The sequence below is a fragment of the Coriobacterium glomerans PW2 genome (assembly GCF_000195315.1).
GTDB classification, from domain to species: domain Bacteria; phylum Actinomycetota; class Coriobacteriia; order Coriobacteriales; family Coriobacteriaceae; genus Coriobacterium; species Coriobacterium glomerans.
The window spans coordinates 410145-427421 of sequence record NC_015389.1; the positions used below are offsets into that span (position 1 = coordinate 410145).

Genomic DNA, 17277 nt, shown 5'->3' on the forward strand with positions numbered 1-17277 from the left:
ATGGACTCCGCTACCCCTGTCTGCGATGCCCGGCCCGCATCGGGCCGTCTGCTCGTCATCGGCACCCCGATCGGGAACCTGGGCGATATGTCGCCCAGGGTCGCCACGGCGCTGAGCGAAGCCGAGGCGATCTACTGCGAGGACACACGCGTGACCTCGAAGCTTCTCGCACACATCGGTATACATCGACCTCTTGTCCGGTGTGACGCGCACACGCTCGCGGCGCGCGCGCCCGAGGTGCTCGGTCGCGTCGCAGCCGGCCAGATCGTCGCCTACGCTTCCGATGCCGGCATGCCCGCGATATCGGATCCCGGCCAGGCGCTCGTCGAGGCAGCTCGCGCGGAAGGCCTTGTCGTCGAGGTCGTGCCCGGTCCATCGGCGTGCATCACCGCGCTCGTCGCCTCGGGAATCGCCTGCGACCATTTCTTCTTCGAAGGATTTCTCCCCAGAAAGCGCGTCGAGCGCCTTCGTCGTCTCGAGCAGCTCTTCTCGGTGCCCGCCGCGCTCATCTTCTATGAGTCCCCCCATCGCTTCGAGGCCGCTCTCGAGGCTGTCGCCGAAGTCTTTCCCGGACGCGACGTCGCGCTGTGCCGGGAGCTCACGAAACTCCATGAGGAGGTCCTGCGCGCGCCAGCACCGAGACTGCTCGAGATGATCCGCGGCCGCGGCGCGCTCAAAGGTGAAATGGTGATCGTGGTCGCGCCTCCTGCGCCGGGGGAGGTCGGCGCCCGGTCTATCGTCGACGCGCCGAGTCGAGACGGGGATGCCATCGCGCTGCAAAGAGAGATACGCGCCGCGCTCGCAGAGGGGGAATCCGTCTCCCGAATCGCGAAGCGGCTGTCCCAGCGCTTCTCGATCCGGAAGCGCGATGTGTATGATCGCGTCATCGCGATCAGCGGTGAGGAGGGTCAGGAGCCCGAGGTGCGTTAGAATAGCATGGTAGTTGCGGTGAGCCGTCTCCTCGGCGCGCTGCAGGCGACATCGACGACTCCCGGACAAGGAGAGATCTCCTCATCATGGATCACATACAGCCCTCTTTCTACATCACGACCCCGATCTATTATGTGAACGCTCGACCCCACTTGGGGACTGCCTACGCCACGATGCTGGCCGATGTCATGGCGCGCTTCAAGCGAGCCAGCGGCGCCGATGTCAAATTCCTGACCGGCATGGACGAGCACGGCGAGAAGGTCAGCGAGGCAGCGATCGCCCACGGCGTCACACCGCAGCGGTGGTGCGACTGCATGGAGCCGGCCTTCCGAGACATGTGGGCCGCCCTCGAGATATCAAATGACGATTTCATCCGCACGACCGAGCAGCGCCATGTGCGCGGCGTGCAGAAGCTCCTCCAGATCCTGCGGGATCGGGGATTCATCTACAAGGACGCCTACGACGGATGGTACTGCGTGCCCGATGAGACCTACTTCACCGAGACGCAGGTGCGCCATCATCAAGAGGCGCTATCCGCTGACGGTGCATGCGAATGCGACCCGGCTGCACCGATGTGCCCCGACTGCGATCGGCCCCTTCAGCGCATCGAGGAGGAGAGCTGGTTTTTCAAGCTCTCCGAGTTCCAGCAGCCGCTGCTCGATCTCTACGAGGCTCATCCCGAGTTCATCCAACCCGAGACCCGTCGCAACGAGGTCATCTCGTTTGTGCGCGGCGGCCTCAAGGACCTGTCCATCTCGCGTTCGACGTTCGATTGGGGCGTTCCGCTCCCATTCGATCCCGAGCACGTCGCCTATGTGTGGGTCGATGCGCTCATCAACTACCTGACCGCTGTCGGCTACGGGCGCGGCGGCGATGAAGAGGCTGCGGAGCTGGCATATCGCTGGCCCGCGCAGATGCATGTCGTAGGCAAGGACATCATTCGATTCCACTGCGTCATCTGGCCGGCGCTGCTCATGGCAGCCGGACTGCCCCTGCCCGAGCGCGTGTTCGTCCATGGTTTTCTCACGGTGAGAAACGAGCAGACCGGTGGCGCGGAGAAGATGAGCAAATCGCGTGGCAACGCGATCTCCCCTGAAGAGGTCATCGAGCTGCTCGGTGTCGATGCGTACCGCTATTACTTCATGGGAGACGTCGCGCACGGTACCGATGCTCCCATCTCATGGGGTCGCATGCGCCAGGTCTACAACGCCGATCTCGCCAATAGCTGGGGCAACCTCGTGTCGCGCGCGCTGAGCATGTCGGCGAAGTACTTCGCTGGAGGCTCGCCCGCGCGCCCGCAGGATTTCGAGGCCCCCTCCGCGCTCAAAGATGCGTGCGAGGGAATCTATGAGCGCTATGCGTCGCATATGGAGGAGGTCGAGTACGGCCGGGCGCTCGGCGAGGTGCTCGCTGTCGTCTCGGCGGCCAATCGCTACATCGAGGACACCGCGCCTTGGGCGCTTGCGACCGATCCGGCACGCGCTGCCGAGCTCTCGCATGTGATATGGAGCCTGCTCGAGGTCATTCGCATCGCGGCGGCGCTCTACGATCCGTTCATGCCGGCTATCTCCGCCGAGGTGCGCCGGCGTCTCTCGCTGCCGACCGGCTCGACCGCTGACCTGGCACGGGACTGCATATGGGGTGGGTTTGCGGGCGGCACCCCCGTCGAGAAGGGCACCGCGCTGTTTCCTCGGCTTGACGACGAGACCCGATGAGGTGTTCGCCCCTCGCGAGTCCGACCGCGACCCGGGAGCTGCTCGATGAATTCGGTCTGACGACGAAGCATCGTCTGGGTCAGCACTTTCTCATCGATGATCACGTTGTCGAGCGGATCGTGCGCTTGGCTGAACTTGATGCGAACGCGCGCGTGGTGGAGGTCGGACCGGGTATCGGCACGCTCACGCTGGCCTTGCTTCCCAGAGTCGCCCGGGTGGTCGCGATCGAGATGGATCCGGCCTTGGAGCCCGTGCTCGCCATGCACGTCGCCGACCATCCCGACCTCTCCTACATCATAGGAGATGCGCTCAGAGTCGGATTTCGGGCGATCGCTGCGGAGGCCGGCGGCGCGCCGACGATGCTCGTCGCGAACCTGCCCTACAACGCCGCAGCGACGATCATCCTCGATTATCTCGAGCACATGGATTCGCTCGAGAGCGCCGTCGTCATGGTGCAAAAAGAGGTCGCCGATCGGATCGCCGCGCAGCCGGGCACAAAATCCTATGGCGCCTATACAGCCAAGCTGCGCCTGATCGGCGAGCTCACCGATCGCTTCGAGGTCAGCCGGCTATCATTCATGCCGCCGCCGCGCGTGGAATCCTCCGTCGTCAGGATCGAGCGCGCGCATCGCGCGGGCGAGCGCCTCGGACCTTGTCTCGCAGGCGCGTCCGCCGGCACCGGTGCGGTCGCCCCCGCGCAGGTCGCCTCCGTCATCGACGCCGCGTTCGCACAGCGGCGCAAGACGATTCGCAACTCCATGACCGCACGCGGATTCGATCGCGAGATGCTCGATGAGGCGCTCGGCGCATCGCGTATCGCACCGTCGATTCGCGCCGAAGCTCTCGACACCGATGATTTCATCCGGCTGACCTGCGCGCTCGCCGCGTGCGGCGCTGCGGCGCGGATGGATGCCGGAGCGGAGGCGACTGAGCGATGACGCTGCTCGACGACATGGGGACTATCGAAGGCAGCGAGCGGTCCGAACTGGACGAGGAGGCGCTGCGGGCGCGTCTGCGGCCGGTCTTCGCGCGCAGGCATCGCGAACATGTTGCTCCCGCGGCTCTCGCGCCCTTGGCGGACACTCATACTCATCTGCTGGGTGTGGCCGGCGGAGATGCCGCCGCCGCCTTGACGCGCGCCGCGCTGGCGGGGGTGCGTCTGCTTGTGACCCTGCTCGATCCGGTCTGCGACAAGGTCGATCCGGGGGAGTTTCGCACGCGTCTCGATGAGTGGATCGCCGTCTCGGCAGCGCTTCTGCGCGGACCGGGTTCCCCGAGGGACGCGTCCGCCGACCCCTCCGGTATCGTCGCGGCTTCGACTCTCGGGGAACCCGCGCAGCTGTTCGACCGGGTCGGTTATCTGATCGGCGTGCACCCCTACGGCGCGGCCGGCGTGTCAGATGCGGTGATGCGCGAGATGAGGGCTGAGTTGGCCGATCCGCGCTGCCTCGGCGTCGGCGAGATCGGTCTGGACTATCATCTCGACGACGCGTCGAGCGCGCCGCGCAGCGTGCAGCTCGCGGCCTTCGCCGGTCAACTCGAGCTCGCGCGCAATGAGCGGGTCCCCGTCGAGCTGCATCTGAGGCATGAGGCGGGCGATGAGCGTCGGCGCTCGCACGAGGACGCGCTGCGAGTGCTCTTCGAGGTGGGCGTCCCCGAGCCCGGATGCGTCGTGCACTGCTTCACCGAGGATCGCACCACCATGGAGCGGTTCCTGGAAGCCGGCTGTTTGATCGCGTTCGGCGGGGCGGCGACCTTCAAGCGCAACGGGGAGATTCGCGATGCATTCGCCGCCTGCCCGCTGAGTCGCATTCTGTTCGAGACCGATGCTCCCTATCTTGCTCCCGAGCCCGTGCGCGGCATTCCGTGCGAGCCGGCGATGATCGCCTTCACGGCTGACGCCCTCGCGCGCGACCGCGCCGAGCGCACCGGCGAGGATCCGCACGCCATCGCCCGCGCCGCCTGGAGCAACGCGGTGCGCCTGTTCGGCTGATCCGCCTCGGTCGGCCGAGGAAAACAGCGTGAAGCGGGGCCCCTCCGTGCGACCTCGTTGTCGACGGCGGCCGCCGCTGGCGTTCGGTGGCGCACCTGAGCCATGGATGATGGGAATCTTCTTCGAAAGCCGGAGAAGATTGGGGCCTCATGTTTGAGTCGCTCGTTGCCGAGTATCTGGAGCACGACCTTTTCGACCTCGTCGAACGCGAGGCCGGGTCGCTGGAGCTGCCCGACCGAAGCAGCACAACCTCATCTATGCTATTACGGGCGTCCGCCGGTGCGGTAAGACGTTCTTCATGTTTCAGACCATGCGCAAGCTCATCGAAGCGGGGTCCCCGCGAATTGATAGTCTCCTTTTTGTTCGATGACGAGCGTATCATGCCCTATCGGGACAGCACGGCTCAGGATCTGCTCGACGCCTATTACAACCTTGTGCCGCAGGCGACAGAGGGCTGCTACCTCTTGTTCGATGAGATTCAGGATCTCCCCCGGTGGAGCTCGTTCATTCGGCGCATCGCAGAGCAGCATCGGGTGTCGATCGTTCTTAGGGGGTCGTCCTCGAGGCTGCCGTCCTCCGATATCCCGAGCGTCTTTCGAGGACGCTCGCTCGCGCGTGAGATGTGGCCGCTGAGCTTCAAAGAGTACTGCTCCTTCCACGATATCGAACCGCCCCGTTTCTCAGAGACGTACACGAGGCGTGAGCATGAGATCTTCGAGAAGGCGTTCGACGGCTACCTGGTGTGCGGGGGGGGGGGGGTTCCGGCAGGTCAGGCGCTTCCGCCTCTCGAACGCATGCAGCTTCGCGCCGCTACGGAGCGAATCGAGAGACAGCGATCGCAAGCTACAGTGCGATGAATTGCCCCGAGGTCGATTTCGTGGTAGGCGATGGGGCCCTCGAGGGCAGTATCGGCTGATTCAGGTCGCTCTCCATTCCGGAGCTTCGGCCGGCGAAGAGGAGCTCTCCAGGAAGTATCGCAGCGAGGTGGGCAACCTTGAGCGTGCGATGTCGAGATCGGGGCTGAACGAGGGAGTGCTCATCACCAGAGATGAGCAGGACAGAATCGCCGTGCCATCGGGAACGATTCGCTTGATCCCCGCTTGAAGATGGTTTCTCGAGGACTAGCTCCTCAGCTCTCGGCGGTTTCCACGAGCGTCCAAGGACGCACGACGAAGGGGGCCGGCATCGCGAAATCGGCTTCGGTCAAGACCTTGCTGTTCAGTTGAAGATCAAAACAAATGACGGATGATGATTCGGATTCAATCATGGCGGAATAGACCGTTCATTGTCGATTTTCTACCGTTAGAAGATCGAATCCTAGACACGCATATCCTGAAAGTGTTCATATGAATTGTGAACAAAAATACTAAACAAAAAAGGAACTGTTTAGTTCATGCTCGGTTCAAGTTCAGACCTTGTGCAGCGCGGTTTTCAATCTGAGGGGCCTGAAGCGATTCGGTTCGGTATTCGCATCGCGCGGGCACATGCTCGGGCGATGTGCGGCTGCTCGAAGCCGTCTCCGCGATCGTGGTGTCTATAGCACATGACGATGCGGAGAGGTCGAGGGGTCGTGATTGCCACAGGGACGAAGGGAGATTTCATGCAAACTATCAACATCTCACGTAGAGGGCTCTTGAAAGGTATGTGCGCTGTCGCCGGCCTCGGTCTGGTCGGTGGCCTTGCCGCGTGCAACGGCGGTGGCGCAGGCGGTGCGGGCAGCAGTGCGGGCGGCGACTCCGGTGACAAGATCAAGATCGGCGTATCGATCTGGAGTTCCACCGACGCCTTGGGCTCGCTTTCGAAGAAGGTCCTCGACAACGCGGCTGGTATCCTGAATGTCGAGCTGCAGTATGTCGACCAGGGGCATGTCTCAGAGCAGGTCACTCAGTCCGTCGAGACGCTGTGCGCCGGCGGCTGCCAGGGCATCGTCTTGTGCAACTCGGCGGACTCCGAGATGCAGGCCTGCATCAACACGTGCGATCAGAACGAGGTCTATCTCGCCCAGTTCTACCGCATGATCAACAAGGACAACAGTCCGGATGTCTACAAGGTGGCGCAGAACTCGAAGTTCTACGTCGGTGCCGTCCACGAAGACGAGGTCGGCAACGGCGAGCGCCTGATCGAGTTGCTCACAAAGGACAACCCGGACGCGCCGGCAAGCCTGCAGAAGGGCGCCCGCAAGATCTGTCTCGAGGGATGGACGGTCGGCGACGCCACGTTCCAAGAGCGCTGGAAGGGCTACAAGTCCGGCGTGGAGACATGGAACAAGGCTCATGCCGATGACAAGGCGACGCTCACCGATCCGGTCTACGCTGACACCTCCTCGGCGAAGGGCTCCCAGGTCACCCAGCAGTTCGTGAACAACAATCCCGATATGGACGCGCTCATCATCGCCGGTGGCGGCGGAGACCCGCTTGTGGGCTCCATCGGCCAGCTCGCCAACATGGACATGACCGGCAAGATCCGCGTCGCCTCGACCGACTTCCTCGACGATCTTAAGGACCAGCTCAAGTCCGGCGGGATGTACTGCGAGTCCGGAGGCCACTTCTGCGACCCGCTCTTCTCGCTGCTCATGGTGTACAACGCCATCAAGGGCAACGAGGACTACAAGCCAAAACAGGGTGATTTCGGCCACGAGATCAAGTTCCCCTATATCTTCGTGTCCTCGGTCGCCGAGTACGAGGACTACGAGAAGTACTTCGTCGACGATCAGCCCTACTCCGATGATGAGATCAAGGACCTTGCGAAGAAGGACTTCGACGATCTGAACAAGGCCGCGACGTCGCTGTCCATCGAGGACGTGAAGAAGCGTCACAAGAAATAAGGCATCGCGGGAGACCGGTATCGGGGGGCGAGTCCACGATAGACGACTCGCCCCCCGTTCTTCTCGGTCTCAGGCGGTTTGTATGCGTTCCAACGGAAGGAGAGGTGGATGGAAGCAATCGCGAAGCTTCGTCGCAGCCCATGGTTCGGCACGGGATTTCTCGTGGTCGTCACGGTGCTGTGCTGGGTGGTGTTCAAGATCGCACGGCCCGAGACGTTCGGCTCGCCCGATCAGGTCATGACCTATCTGCAGAGCGCGATCATCTACGCGGTCGGCGGCTGCGGACTGTATTTCATCGTCGTCATGGGTCTTTGGGATTTCTCGATCGGATCGGTGCTCGTGCTCTCGTGTCTGCTGTCCATCGGAGCGGCTCAGTCGTTCGGCTATCCGGGGCTCGTCGTCGCCCCCATCCTCTGCGGCGCCCTGCTCGGCATCTTCAACGGGCTCGCATACACGAAGTTGCGCATCCCTTCGCTCATCGTCACGGTCGGTCTCTCGCTGATATATGAGAGCTGGAGCGTGTTCGCTGCCGACTGGGCCGGAACGCGTCTTCCCGCAGCGTACAACATGTTCGGTTCCTATCCGGCCAATGTGATACTCGCCATCGTCGCATGTGCGCTCTGCGGTTTTATCTTGAAGTACACGAAGATGGGGACCTATGCCACCGCTATCGGATCAGGGGAGCTGACAGCGAAGAACATGGGTGTCAACGTCGACCTCTACAAGTTCTTCGCATTCGTCTTGTGCTCGACGTTTGTCGGGATCATGGCGGTGCTCTACATCGGATACGGCACGGCGCAGACGCCTATGACCGGCATGCTCTCGCAATCGCTCAACTTCACGCCGCTCATGGGAACGTTCTTCGGTATCGCGTTTCGCAAGTACGGACATCCCGTCATCGCGATCGTGATCGGCGAGTTCATCATATCGATGCTGTTCGCGGGTTTCATCGCGCTCGGGATGCCCACGACCGTCAACAACGTCGTCACCGGTCTCACGCTGCTCGTCATCGTCGTCCTGACGGTCAAGCGCGTCCGCGGCGCGGTCGTCAAATGAGGGAGGGGCAAATCATGGAAGCACAGATGCTGCTGCGGGCCGAGGGCATCGACAAGTCATTCGGTCCCACGCATGCGGTCGATCACGTGTCCCTTGACTTCAATGCCGGAGAGATCCATGCGCTCATCGGTGAGAACGGCTCGGGCAAGTCGACGTTCACGAACATGCTCACCGGCATTCTGCCGATCGGCGCAGGTACGTTCACCCTCGAGGGCAAACGGGTCGCACCGAAAAACCAGGTCGACGCGAACCATCTGGGTATCGCCGTCATCGTGCAGGAGGCGGGCACGCTGTCCGGTCTCACAGTCGCCGAGAACATGTTTCTGGGCGATGAGGGACGGTTCATGCACAATGGCATCAAGGACACCGCCGCGCTGATGCGCAAGGCGCAGGAGCTGCTCGACGGCTTCGGGTTGGATCGCATCCGCGCGGGCCAGCCGATCGACAACTACAACTTCGAGGACAGGAAGCTCGTCGAGATCCTGAGGGCGACGTGGTTCGAACCGAAGGTGCTCGTCGTCGATGAGACGACCACGGCGTTGTCGCAGGCCGGTCGCGAAGAGCTGTTCGAGGTCATGCGGCATGTGCGCGCACAGGGCCACTGCGTCATCTTCATCTCCCATGACATGCCTGAGGTGCTCGCGATGTCCGATCGCATCTCGGTGCTACGCGACGGCGTCTATGTGAAGACCGTCGCCGCGGCTGATATGACCGAGGACTCGCTCAAGACGCTCATGGTGGGGCGCGAGATGGACGAGCACTACTACCGAACCGACTATCCGGATTACGCCACCGAGCCGCCCGGCGAGGTCGCGGTGTTCGTGGAGAACGTCTCGGTTCCCGGCGAGCTCGACGACGTCTCGCTGTATCTCAGCAAAGGCGAGATCCTGGGCATCGGCGGGCTGTCCGAGTGCGGCATGCATGAGCTGGGCAAGGCGATCTTCGGTGCATCATACGGTCGCACCGGCGAGGTGAGACTCGGCGACGGCACGCAAATCGACGATATCAACACCGCGATCAACCATTCCATGGCCTACGCCTCGAAGAATCGCGATGAGGAGAGCCTGCTGGTCAACGATACGATCCAAGATAACATCGCCCTTCCCTCGATGCGCGACATGGGACGCATCCTGAGCAACAAGAGGCTCAAGAAGTTCGCCAGAAAATACGCCGAGGTCATGAGCGTCAAGATGGTCGATGTCAACCAGTACGTCTCAGCGCTGTCCGGCGGCAACAAGCAGAAGGTCGTGCTGGCGCGCTGGCTCGGCAAGGAGTCGAGCATTCTCATACTCGACAGCCCGACGCGCGGCATCGATATCAAAGTCAAGGCAGATATCTACGCTCTGCTCGAGGAGATGCGCAATCAGAACAAGGCGACGCTCATCATCTCCGAGGAGATCATGGAGCTCATCGGCATGTGCGACAGGATCCTGGTCATGAAAGATGGAAAAATAGCCGGTCAGCTGCTGCGCAGTCCCGATCTGACCGAGCGCGACGTCATCGCCAAGATGATTTGAGGAGGCGATACAGATGACGATAGCATCCGGAACCACCCAAGGCGCGACGGCACCGGCCGCCAGCAGATTCCCCTGGGGACGCATCAGGGAGTTTCTTCCCATCCTGAGTTTCGCGGCCATTCTGGCCTTCTTCGCCGTCGCGACGAATGGCAGACTCGTCACGGCGAGAAATCTCACGTTGATCCTGTCGGGCGGTTACACCACCATGATCGCCACCGTCGGCGTCTATATGATCATGAGCATGGGCTGCTTGGACTTCTCCCAGGGCTCGATGCTCGGTCTGTGCTGCGCTGTGGTGTGCTACCTATCGCATGTGAGCCTGCCCGTCGCTATTCTGGGAGGCATTCTCACAGGTGCGCTGATCGGGCTCGTGAACGCTCTGTTCGCGGTGAAGGGCCAGGTGCCGTCCTTCGTCGTGACGATCTGCATGATGTTCCTGCTCCGCGGTGTGATCGCCTACGTCACCACCACCTCGCCGGTCTATGCCTCTCCTGAGGTGACGGCGTTCGCCATGAACACGCCGCTGCTCATGGGCGTCACGATCGCGGTGCTCATCATCGCCTTCCTCGTGCTGCGCTTCACGGCGCTCGGCGCGAACCTCAAGGCGATCGGCGCCGGCGAGAAGGGCGCCCGCTTCGCCGGAATCCGGGTTCAGCGCACCAAGATCATCATCTACATGGTCGCCGGCTGCATCACCGGCTTCGCTGCGCTCATCAACGCCGTCAAGGTGGGGTCTGTCACGTCCTCTTCGGGCAACATGCTCGAGACGCAGATCCTGATCGCGCTCGTGCTGGGAGGAATGCCCATCAACGGAGGCGCGCGTGCGCGGTTCTCGAACGTCGTCACCGGCGTTCTGAGCTATCTCATCTTGCAGCGCGGTCTGGTCATGATGGGGTTCACCACCGAGATTCAGCAGCTGATCCTCGGTGTGGTCTTCGTCATCATGGTCGCCGTCTTCAGCGAGCGGGCGGCCAACCAAGTCATCAAGTAGCGATCGCGTCCGGAGATGGATCCGGTACGCATTGAAGGAGGAGAGCATGCTCGAGATCAAACGGCATACATTCTGGTTCTGCCCCTGCTCGCAGGATCTGTACGGCGAGACGGTGCTCGAACACGTCCGCGAGCACGCCCGCGAGGTCGTGGACGCGCTCAACGCGACCGCGGCGATTCCCTTCGAGGTCCAACTCAAACCGACCCTCATCACGTCCGACGTCATCGAGCAGACGTTTCATGCGGCGGACGCGGATGAGGAGTGCGCGGGCATCATAACCTGGGCTCACACGTTCTCGCCGTCGAAATCCTACATCTTGGGTCTGAGGGATCTGCGCAAGCCCCTGTGCCAGTTCGCGACGCAGTACAACGAGGAGATCCCCTACGACACCATCGACATGGACTTCATGAACGAGAATCAGGCGGCGCACGGCGAGCGCGAGTTCGGGCACATCTTCGCTCGCATGCGCAAGAACCGCAAGGTGGTCTTCGGGTTCTGGAAGGATCCCGCGGTCTTGTCCGAGCTGGGTGCCTGGCAGCGCGTCGCCGTCGGGCTATGCGAGTCGAAAAACATCCGCGTCGCCCGCTTCGCCGACACGATGCGCAACGTCGCGGTCACCGACGGCGACAAGATCGAGGCGGAGGTCAAGTTCGGCTGGACCGTTGACGCGTGGCCGGTCAACGAACTCGTCCCCTATGTGGACGCCGTCTCGCCCGCCGAGGCGAGCGCGCTCGCCGATGAGTACTACGACGCGTACGGGATCATTCTGGACGGCCGCGACCCGGCCGAGTTCCGCGCGCACGTCGAGGTGCAGGCGGCACAGGAGATCGGCATCGAGCGCTTTTTGGTCGAGCACGGCTACAATGCGTTCTCGGACCACTTCGGTGATCTGGGAGGGCTCAAGCAGCTGCCGTCCCTGGCGGTTCAGCGCCTCATGCAGAAGGGCTATGGCTTCGGTCCGGAGGGCGACTGGAAGACCCCTGCCATGGTCAGGCTCATGAAGATCATGACCGCTGGTGACCCGGCCTCGAAGGGCTCCGCCCTCATGGAGGACTACACGTATAACCTCGTTGCCGGTCGCGAGGGAATCCTCGAGTCCCATATGGCCGAAGTCGATCCGAGCGTGGCGGACGGCCCCGTCTCCATCCGCGAGTGCCCGCTGTCCATGGGGGAGCGCGAGGACCCGGCGCGGCTCGTGTTCACGAGCAAGACCGGGCCCGCGATCGCCACATCCCTCATCGATCTCGGCGACCGCTTCCGCCTCATCATCAATGCGGTCGATTGCAAGCGCATCGAGGAGCCCATGCCGCTTCTGCCCACCGGCACCGTGTTCTGGACGCCGCGCCCGAATCTCAAGGTCGCCTCGACGGCTTGGATGTATGCGGGCGGCGCGCACCATACGGCCTTCTCCTTCGACCTCACGGTCGAGCAGATGGTCGACTGGGCGGCTGAGATGGGCGTCGAGGCGGTCGTCATCGACGAGCACACGACCATCGAGGGGCTCAGGCGCGACCTCATGCTCGGCGAGGTATGCTTTCGGTGAGATCCCGGATGGGCTTGGCAGATGATCGCGCGGATCGGGGACACGGCGTGCGCGATCAGGGAGGGAAGAACATGGTAAAGACCACAGAGGAGATCGCAGCCGAAATCGAGCGGGGGGCGGCGACGCTCGGTATCGAGTTCGGATCGACGCGCATCAAGGCGCAGCTCAACGATGAGAATAACGCTCCCGTCGCGGTCGGCGCATTCGAGTGGGAGAACTCATTCGAGCAAGGATATTGGACCTATGGCGAACAGGAGATCTTCGAGGGTCTGGCCGCCTGCTTCGCCTCGCTCAAAGCGGATGTGGCGCGACGCTACCGCGTTGACCTCAGAAGACTCGCAGCGCTCGGCATCTCCGCCATGATGCACGGCTATCTCGCGCTGGGATCGGATGGCGAGCCGCTGGTCCCGTTTCGCACCTGGCGCAACACCACGACGACGGTCGCTGCGCGCGAGCTCACGCGCGTCTTCGGGTTCCATATTCCCGAGCGCTGGAGTGTCGCCCACCTCTATCAGGCGATCCTCGATGAGGAGCCGCATGTCGCGCAGGTTGACCACCTCACGACGCTGGCCGGGTTCGTGCACGAGCGCCTCTGCGGCCGACGAGTGCTCTCCATCGGTGACGCATCGGGTATGTTCCCCATCGACAGCTCCACCCGCTCCTACGATGCTTCGATGGCGGATCGCTTCGATGCCCTCGAGCCCGTTCGGGCCCTAGGTGTTCGCATCATCGATCTGCTACCCGAGGTCATGATCGCCGGGCAGGTCGCCGGCCACCTCACGGCTCATGGCGCCGAGCTGTTGGATGCGTCCGGCGATCTCGAGATCGCATGCCCTATGTGTCCACCGGAGGGTGACGCGGGCACCGGCATGATCGCGACGAACTCGGTGGCGCCGCGCACCGGAAACGTCTCGGCGGGGACCTCGATCTTCTCCATGGTCGTGCTCGAGCAGCCTCTCAAGAATCCGATGCTCGACGAGATCGACATCGTCACGACTCCCGTGGGCGATCCGGTCGCGATGGTCCACTGCAACAACTGCACGTCCGATATCAATGCTTGGATGGGTCTGTTTGAGAGCTACAACGACCTCATGGGGATCTCCATGGATTCTCCAGAGCTCTACGAGACCCTCTTTCGCGCGGCGCTCGATGGCGACGCGGATGCCGGCGGGCTCATGAGCATGCCATTCATCTCTGGTGAGCCGATCATGGGCGTCTCGACGGGTTGCCCGCTGCTCACGCGCGGGGAGCGTGCGCGGCTCACGATTCAGAATTTCATGCGGATGCATATCATGGCCGCCTTCGGCGCCCTCAAAATCGGCAACGATGCGCTGCGAAGGGAGCGCGTCGCCATCGATCGGCTCTATGCCCATGGCGGGATCTTCAAGACGCCGATCGTCGCGCAGCGTCTGCTCGCTGCCGCGATGGCCGCTCCGGTCAGCCTGCTCGAGACAGCGGGCGAGGGCGGCGCCTGGGGAGCTGCCATCGCGGCGGCCTATATGCTCAGGGGGGCGGCCACATCGAGCTTGAGCGAGTATTTGTCGGATCATGTGTTCAAGGGCATGCGAAGCGTCACGGTCGAGGCGGTGCCCGAGGATGTTTTGGGATATGATGCCTTTATCGATCTGTTCAGACGCGTCAACGCGATCGCGTGCCAAGCCGACGACATCTGGGCGGACGAAGCCGGTCATGCGCATGTCGAGGGAGTTGAGGGGCAATGATGCTGAAGTCGCTGAGGGAGCAGGTCTTTGAGGCCAACATGGACCTGCCAAGGCACGGTCTGGTGACGTTCACATGGGGAAACGCATCCGGATTCGATCCAGCGAGCGGTCTGTTCGTCATCAAGCCTTCGGGGGTGTCCTACGCGGAGCTCTCCGTCGAGAATCTGGTCGTCTGCGACCTCGATGGCGCTGTCGTGGAGGGCGAGCTCAATCCCTCTTCGGACACGCCCACCCACGCCGCGCTCTACCGGAGCTGGGGAGAGCGAATCGGCGGCGTCGTGCACACGCATTCGTCTTGGGCGGTGTCCTGGGCGCAGGCGGGCCGCGCGATCCCGTGCTACGGGACGACCCAGGCGGATTACTTCTACGGCGAGGTGCCCTGCATGCGCGGTCTCACCGAAGAGGAGATCGAGCAGGCGTATGAGCTGAAGACCGGCGAGGTGATCGTCGAGGGATTCGCGGATCTCGATCCGGTTGCTGTGCCCGGCGCGCTCGTGAGGAACCACGGTCCCTTCAGCTGGGGCGTCGATGCGGCAGCTGCCGTCTACCACGCCGTGGTGCTCGAGGAGGTCGCCAAGATGGCGGCTCATACCGAGATGATCAGCGCGGAGGCCGCCCCTGCGCCACGGTACCTGCTCGACAAGCATTATCTGCGCAAGCATGGTCCGCATGCGTATTATGGCCAAGCGAGCCGCTAGATTCTGAGTCTTCGCGATCGCGAAGACTCATCGGAGCATGTCTGAACGAGGGCGGGCGCATCGAATCGCCAGATGAGGTGCGCCCGCCGCGACATCAGCCCGCGGAGAAGCGAAACGTCGTGGTCGAGTGAAACGGTCTGTCGGATCCGTAGACGGGCTGCGGGAACTCGGGATGGTTGATCGCGTCGGGGTAGTGCTGCGTCTCCAGGCATACGCCCCCGCGTCGCCCATAGAGCGCACCATCCTTGCCGCGCTCGTCATCGAGGAAGTTCGCGGTGTAGAGCTGCACGCCCGGCGTATCGGTCCACACATCCATGGCGATTCCCGAGCGATCGCCCTCGAGTCGGGCGATATGGCGCTGCACGCCCGGGTTGGCGAGAACGAAGTTGTGATCGTAGCCGCCCGCGGCGCGGATCGGTCCGAATGGCGCGTCGATGCACTCGCCGAGTCTTCGAGGATAGCGGAAATCGAGCGGTGTGTCGGCCACCGGCAAAAACTCGCCGGTGGGAACGAGGTCGGGTCCGGCATCGGTGAACTCATCGGAGACGAGGGTGAGCACGTGATCGAGCACGCTGCCCGAGGCGTGGCCGTTCAGGTTGAAGTAGCTGTGATTCGTGAGGTTCACGATCGTCGATGCGTCGGGGGTCGCATGGTAGCTGAGCGAGAGCTCGCCGGATTCGGTGAGCGAATAGGTGACCGAGATGTCGAGGTTTCCTGGAAATCCCTGATCCCCATCGGGGCTGAACAGGCTGAACGTGACCGAATGCTTGTTATCGCCCTTGCGCGCACCCCAGATGCGATGGGCGTAGACATCGGGACCGCTGTGAAGACAGTTGCCGTCTCCGGTGTCGGCGAGCTCGTAGACGCGATCTTCAAGCTTGAAGGTCGCGTTGCCCACCCGGTTGGCGCACCGGCCCACCACGGCGCCCAGCGCCGGGTCGTTCACCTCGTAGCCGCGCGCGCCGTCATAACCGAGCACGATATCGGGGAGCGAACCGTGGGCGTCGGGCACGCGCAGCGACACGAGGCACGCCCCGAGGTCGGTCATGGCTGCCATGACGCCGGATCGGTGCGATATCACGTAGAGGTGCGCCGAGCGACCGTCAGAGGTCGTTCCGAATGGATACATCTTCGTTGCCATGGATCTTCCCTTTCTCGCGGGATCTGGACCAAGATCAGACCGAGCGCACGCTTTCGCGCTCGACAAGTGAAGTGCTGACATGCGTGACGCAGGTGAAGGGCTTCTGGCTCTCCGTCTGCGCGATGAGCCTCTGGACGGCCATGCGACCGATCTCGAACCTGGGGACGTGGATGGTCGTCAGCGGAGGTCGGGCGATGGCGGCGTACTCGACGTCGTCGAAGCCGACCATCGAGATGTCGTCGGGCACCGAGTAGCCCTTGTTCCCCAGAGCGCTCATGGCTCCGACGGCAAGGGCGTCGTTGTCCGCAAAGAAGGCCGTCGGAAGCTCTGGATTCGTATCGAGCCAAGCGAGCATGTCGTTGGCGGCGGTCTCGGGCTTCTCCGTGCCGAGAAGCACCTTGTAGCAGTCGCGAACCGGGATGCCGGCATCCTCGAGCGCCCGGCGATAACCGCGCTCGCGAATAGGGAAGTTGCGGATTCGCAGCCCCCCGGCCAGATAGCCGATCTTTCGATGTCCGTTCTTTATGAGATGATTCACGGCGTGATAGGCCGATCCCTCATTCGAGAAGACGATCGTCTCGAAGAACATGTTGTCGCTTTTGCCATCGACGACGACCAGCGGCTGCTTCGTTCCTGAAAACAGCTGATAGTCCTTCTCGAGCATCTCCGTGCCAAGCAGGATCACACCGCTGGCGGTGTCGCTGATGATCGAGGTTGCCTGCCGGCGGCGACTCACGGTATCCGTGAGTTCGATTGTGACATATGAAGTTGACAGACCATGGCGCTTCGCCTCGCATTCGATGCCATTGATGACCGCGAGCCGGAATGAGCCCTCGTCGATCATGCGACCGGATTGTCTGGCGATGACGAATTGGATGCGCTTGAGTTTCTTGACGTAGTAGTAGCCGAGTTCGCGCGCGGTCCTGATGATGGCGGCGGCGTTCTGCGAACCGACGCCGGGACGGTTGTTGAGCGCATTGGAAACCGTAGCGGGCGAGAATCCCGTCCGACGACTGATCTCACGAATGCTGACCTTGGACATAGCGTTACCTGCGCGTCTCAATTGAACTAAACGTTTGGTACGAGTGTATACCATACAGGAGCCGAATCGAGGTGAATCTCGAACGATAGGTGAACGGCACGGGCCG

At 62.7% G+C, this 17277-nt stretch carries 15 protein-coding genes; 12 read left to right on the forward strand and 3 right to left on the reverse strand.

The annotated features are described in order from the left end of the window. From rsmI to CORGL_RS09305, 5 genes are all read left to right on the forward strand, one after another. Positions 1-930: a 16S rRNA (cytidine(1402)-2'-O)-methyltransferase gene (gene rsmI, locus CORGL_RS01810; protein ID WP_013708215.1), complete on the forward strand. Its 930-nt coding sequence runs from the start codon at positions 1-3 to the stop codon at positions 928-930. Between the two features lie 86 nt (positions 931-1016). Then, complete coding sequence (gene metG / locus CORGL_RS01815; RefSeq protein ID WP_013708216.1) at positions 1017-2645, forward strand: methionine--tRNA ligase; 1629 nt, start codon at positions 1017-1019, stop codon at positions 2643-2645. Continuing rightward, positions 2642-3583, forward strand: a complete 942-nt coding sequence (gene rsmA / locus CORGL_RS01820) for a 16S rRNA (adenine(1518)-N(6)/adenine(1519)-N(6))-dimethyltransferase RsmA (RefSeq protein ID WP_013708217.1) — start codon at positions 2642-2644, stop codon at positions 3581-3583. The genes metG and rsmA overlap by 4 nt, the downstream gene beginning before the upstream one ends. After that, complete coding sequence (locus tag CORGL_RS01825) at positions 3580-4638, forward strand: TatD family hydrolase (RefSeq protein WP_013708218.1); 1059 nt, start codon at positions 3580-3582, stop codon at positions 4636-4638. Before rsmA ends, CORGL_RS01825 begins: the two co-directional genes overlap by 4 nt. Before the next feature lie 257 nt (positions 4639-4895). Then, positions 4896-5495 (forward strand): AAA family ATPase, encoded by a 600-nt coding sequence (locus tag CORGL_RS09305; protein ID WP_280985031.1) that lies wholly within the window; start codon positions 4896-4898, stop codon positions 5493-5495. A 272-nt stretch (positions 5496-5767) separates the two neighbouring features. Here the strand turns inward: CORGL_RS09305 and CORGL_RS09775 are convergent, their stop codons facing one another. Continuing rightward, on the reverse strand, positions 5768-5905 hold the full coding sequence (locus CORGL_RS09775) for a hypothetical protein (protein WP_156789765.1): 138 nt from the start codon (positions 5903-5905) through the stop codon (positions 5768-5770). 333 nt (positions 5906-6238) lie between these two features. On the opposite strand from CORGL_RS09775, the gene CORGL_RS01835 reads away from it, so the two are divergent. The 7 genes from CORGL_RS01835 to CORGL_RS01865 all read left to right on the forward strand — a co-directional run bounded on the left by CORGL_RS01835 (position 6239) and on the right by CORGL_RS01865 (position 14988). Then, positions 6239-7462, forward strand: coding sequence for a sugar ABC transporter substrate-binding protein (locus CORGL_RS01835; RefSeq protein WP_013708220.1), 1224 nt, complete (start codon positions 6239-6241; stop codon positions 7460-7462). Positions 7463-7570: 108 nt separating this feature from the next. After that, positions 7571-8518 (forward strand): ABC transporter permease, encoded by a 948-nt coding sequence (locus tag CORGL_RS01840; RefSeq protein ID WP_013708221.1) that lies wholly within the window; start codon positions 7571-7573, stop codon positions 8516-8518. A 14-nt stretch (positions 8519-8532) separates the two neighbouring features. Next, positions 8533-10035, forward strand: coding sequence for a sugar ABC transporter ATP-binding protein (locus CORGL_RS01845; protein WP_013708222.1), 1503 nt, complete (start codon positions 8533-8535; stop codon positions 10033-10035). 13 nt (positions 10036-10048) lie between these two features. After that, a complete protein-coding gene (locus tag CORGL_RS01850) occupies positions 10049-11026 on the forward strand; it encodes an ABC transporter permease (protein WP_013708223.1) in 978 nt (325 codons plus the stop codon). Between the two features lie 46 nt (positions 11027-11072). Beyond that, positions 11073-12569: an L-arabinose isomerase gene (gene araA / locus CORGL_RS01855; protein WP_013708224.1), complete on the forward strand. Its 1497-nt coding sequence runs from the start codon at positions 11073-11075 to the stop codon at positions 12567-12569. A gap of 71 nt (positions 12570-12640) precedes the next feature. Beyond that, positions 12641-14290 carry a xylulokinase gene (locus CORGL_RS01860; protein ID WP_013708225.1) on the forward strand — a complete coding sequence of 550 codons (1650 nt, stop codon included), beginning with the start codon at positions 12641-12643 and terminating at the stop codon, positions 14288-14290. Continuing rightward, positions 14287-14988, forward strand: a complete 702-nt coding sequence (locus CORGL_RS01865; RefSeq protein ID WP_156789767.1) for an L-ribulose-5-phosphate 4-epimerase — start codon at positions 14287-14289, stop codon at positions 14986-14988. The genes CORGL_RS01860 and CORGL_RS01865 overlap by 4 nt, the downstream gene beginning before the upstream one ends. 94 nt (positions 14989-15082) lie before the next feature. Here the strand turns inward: CORGL_RS01865 and CORGL_RS01870 are convergent, their stop codons facing one another. Next, positions 15083-16129, reverse strand: coding sequence for an aldose epimerase family protein (locus CORGL_RS01870; RefSeq protein ID WP_013708227.1), 1047 nt, complete (start codon positions 16127-16129; stop codon positions 15083-15085). Positions 16130-16163: 34 nt separating this feature from the next. After that, positions 16164-17171 (reverse strand): LacI family DNA-binding transcriptional regulator, encoded by a 1008-nt coding sequence (locus tag CORGL_RS01875; RefSeq protein WP_013708228.1) that lies wholly within the window; start codon positions 17169-17171, stop codon positions 16164-16166. Between the last annotated feature and the right edge of the window lie 106 nt (positions 17172-17277).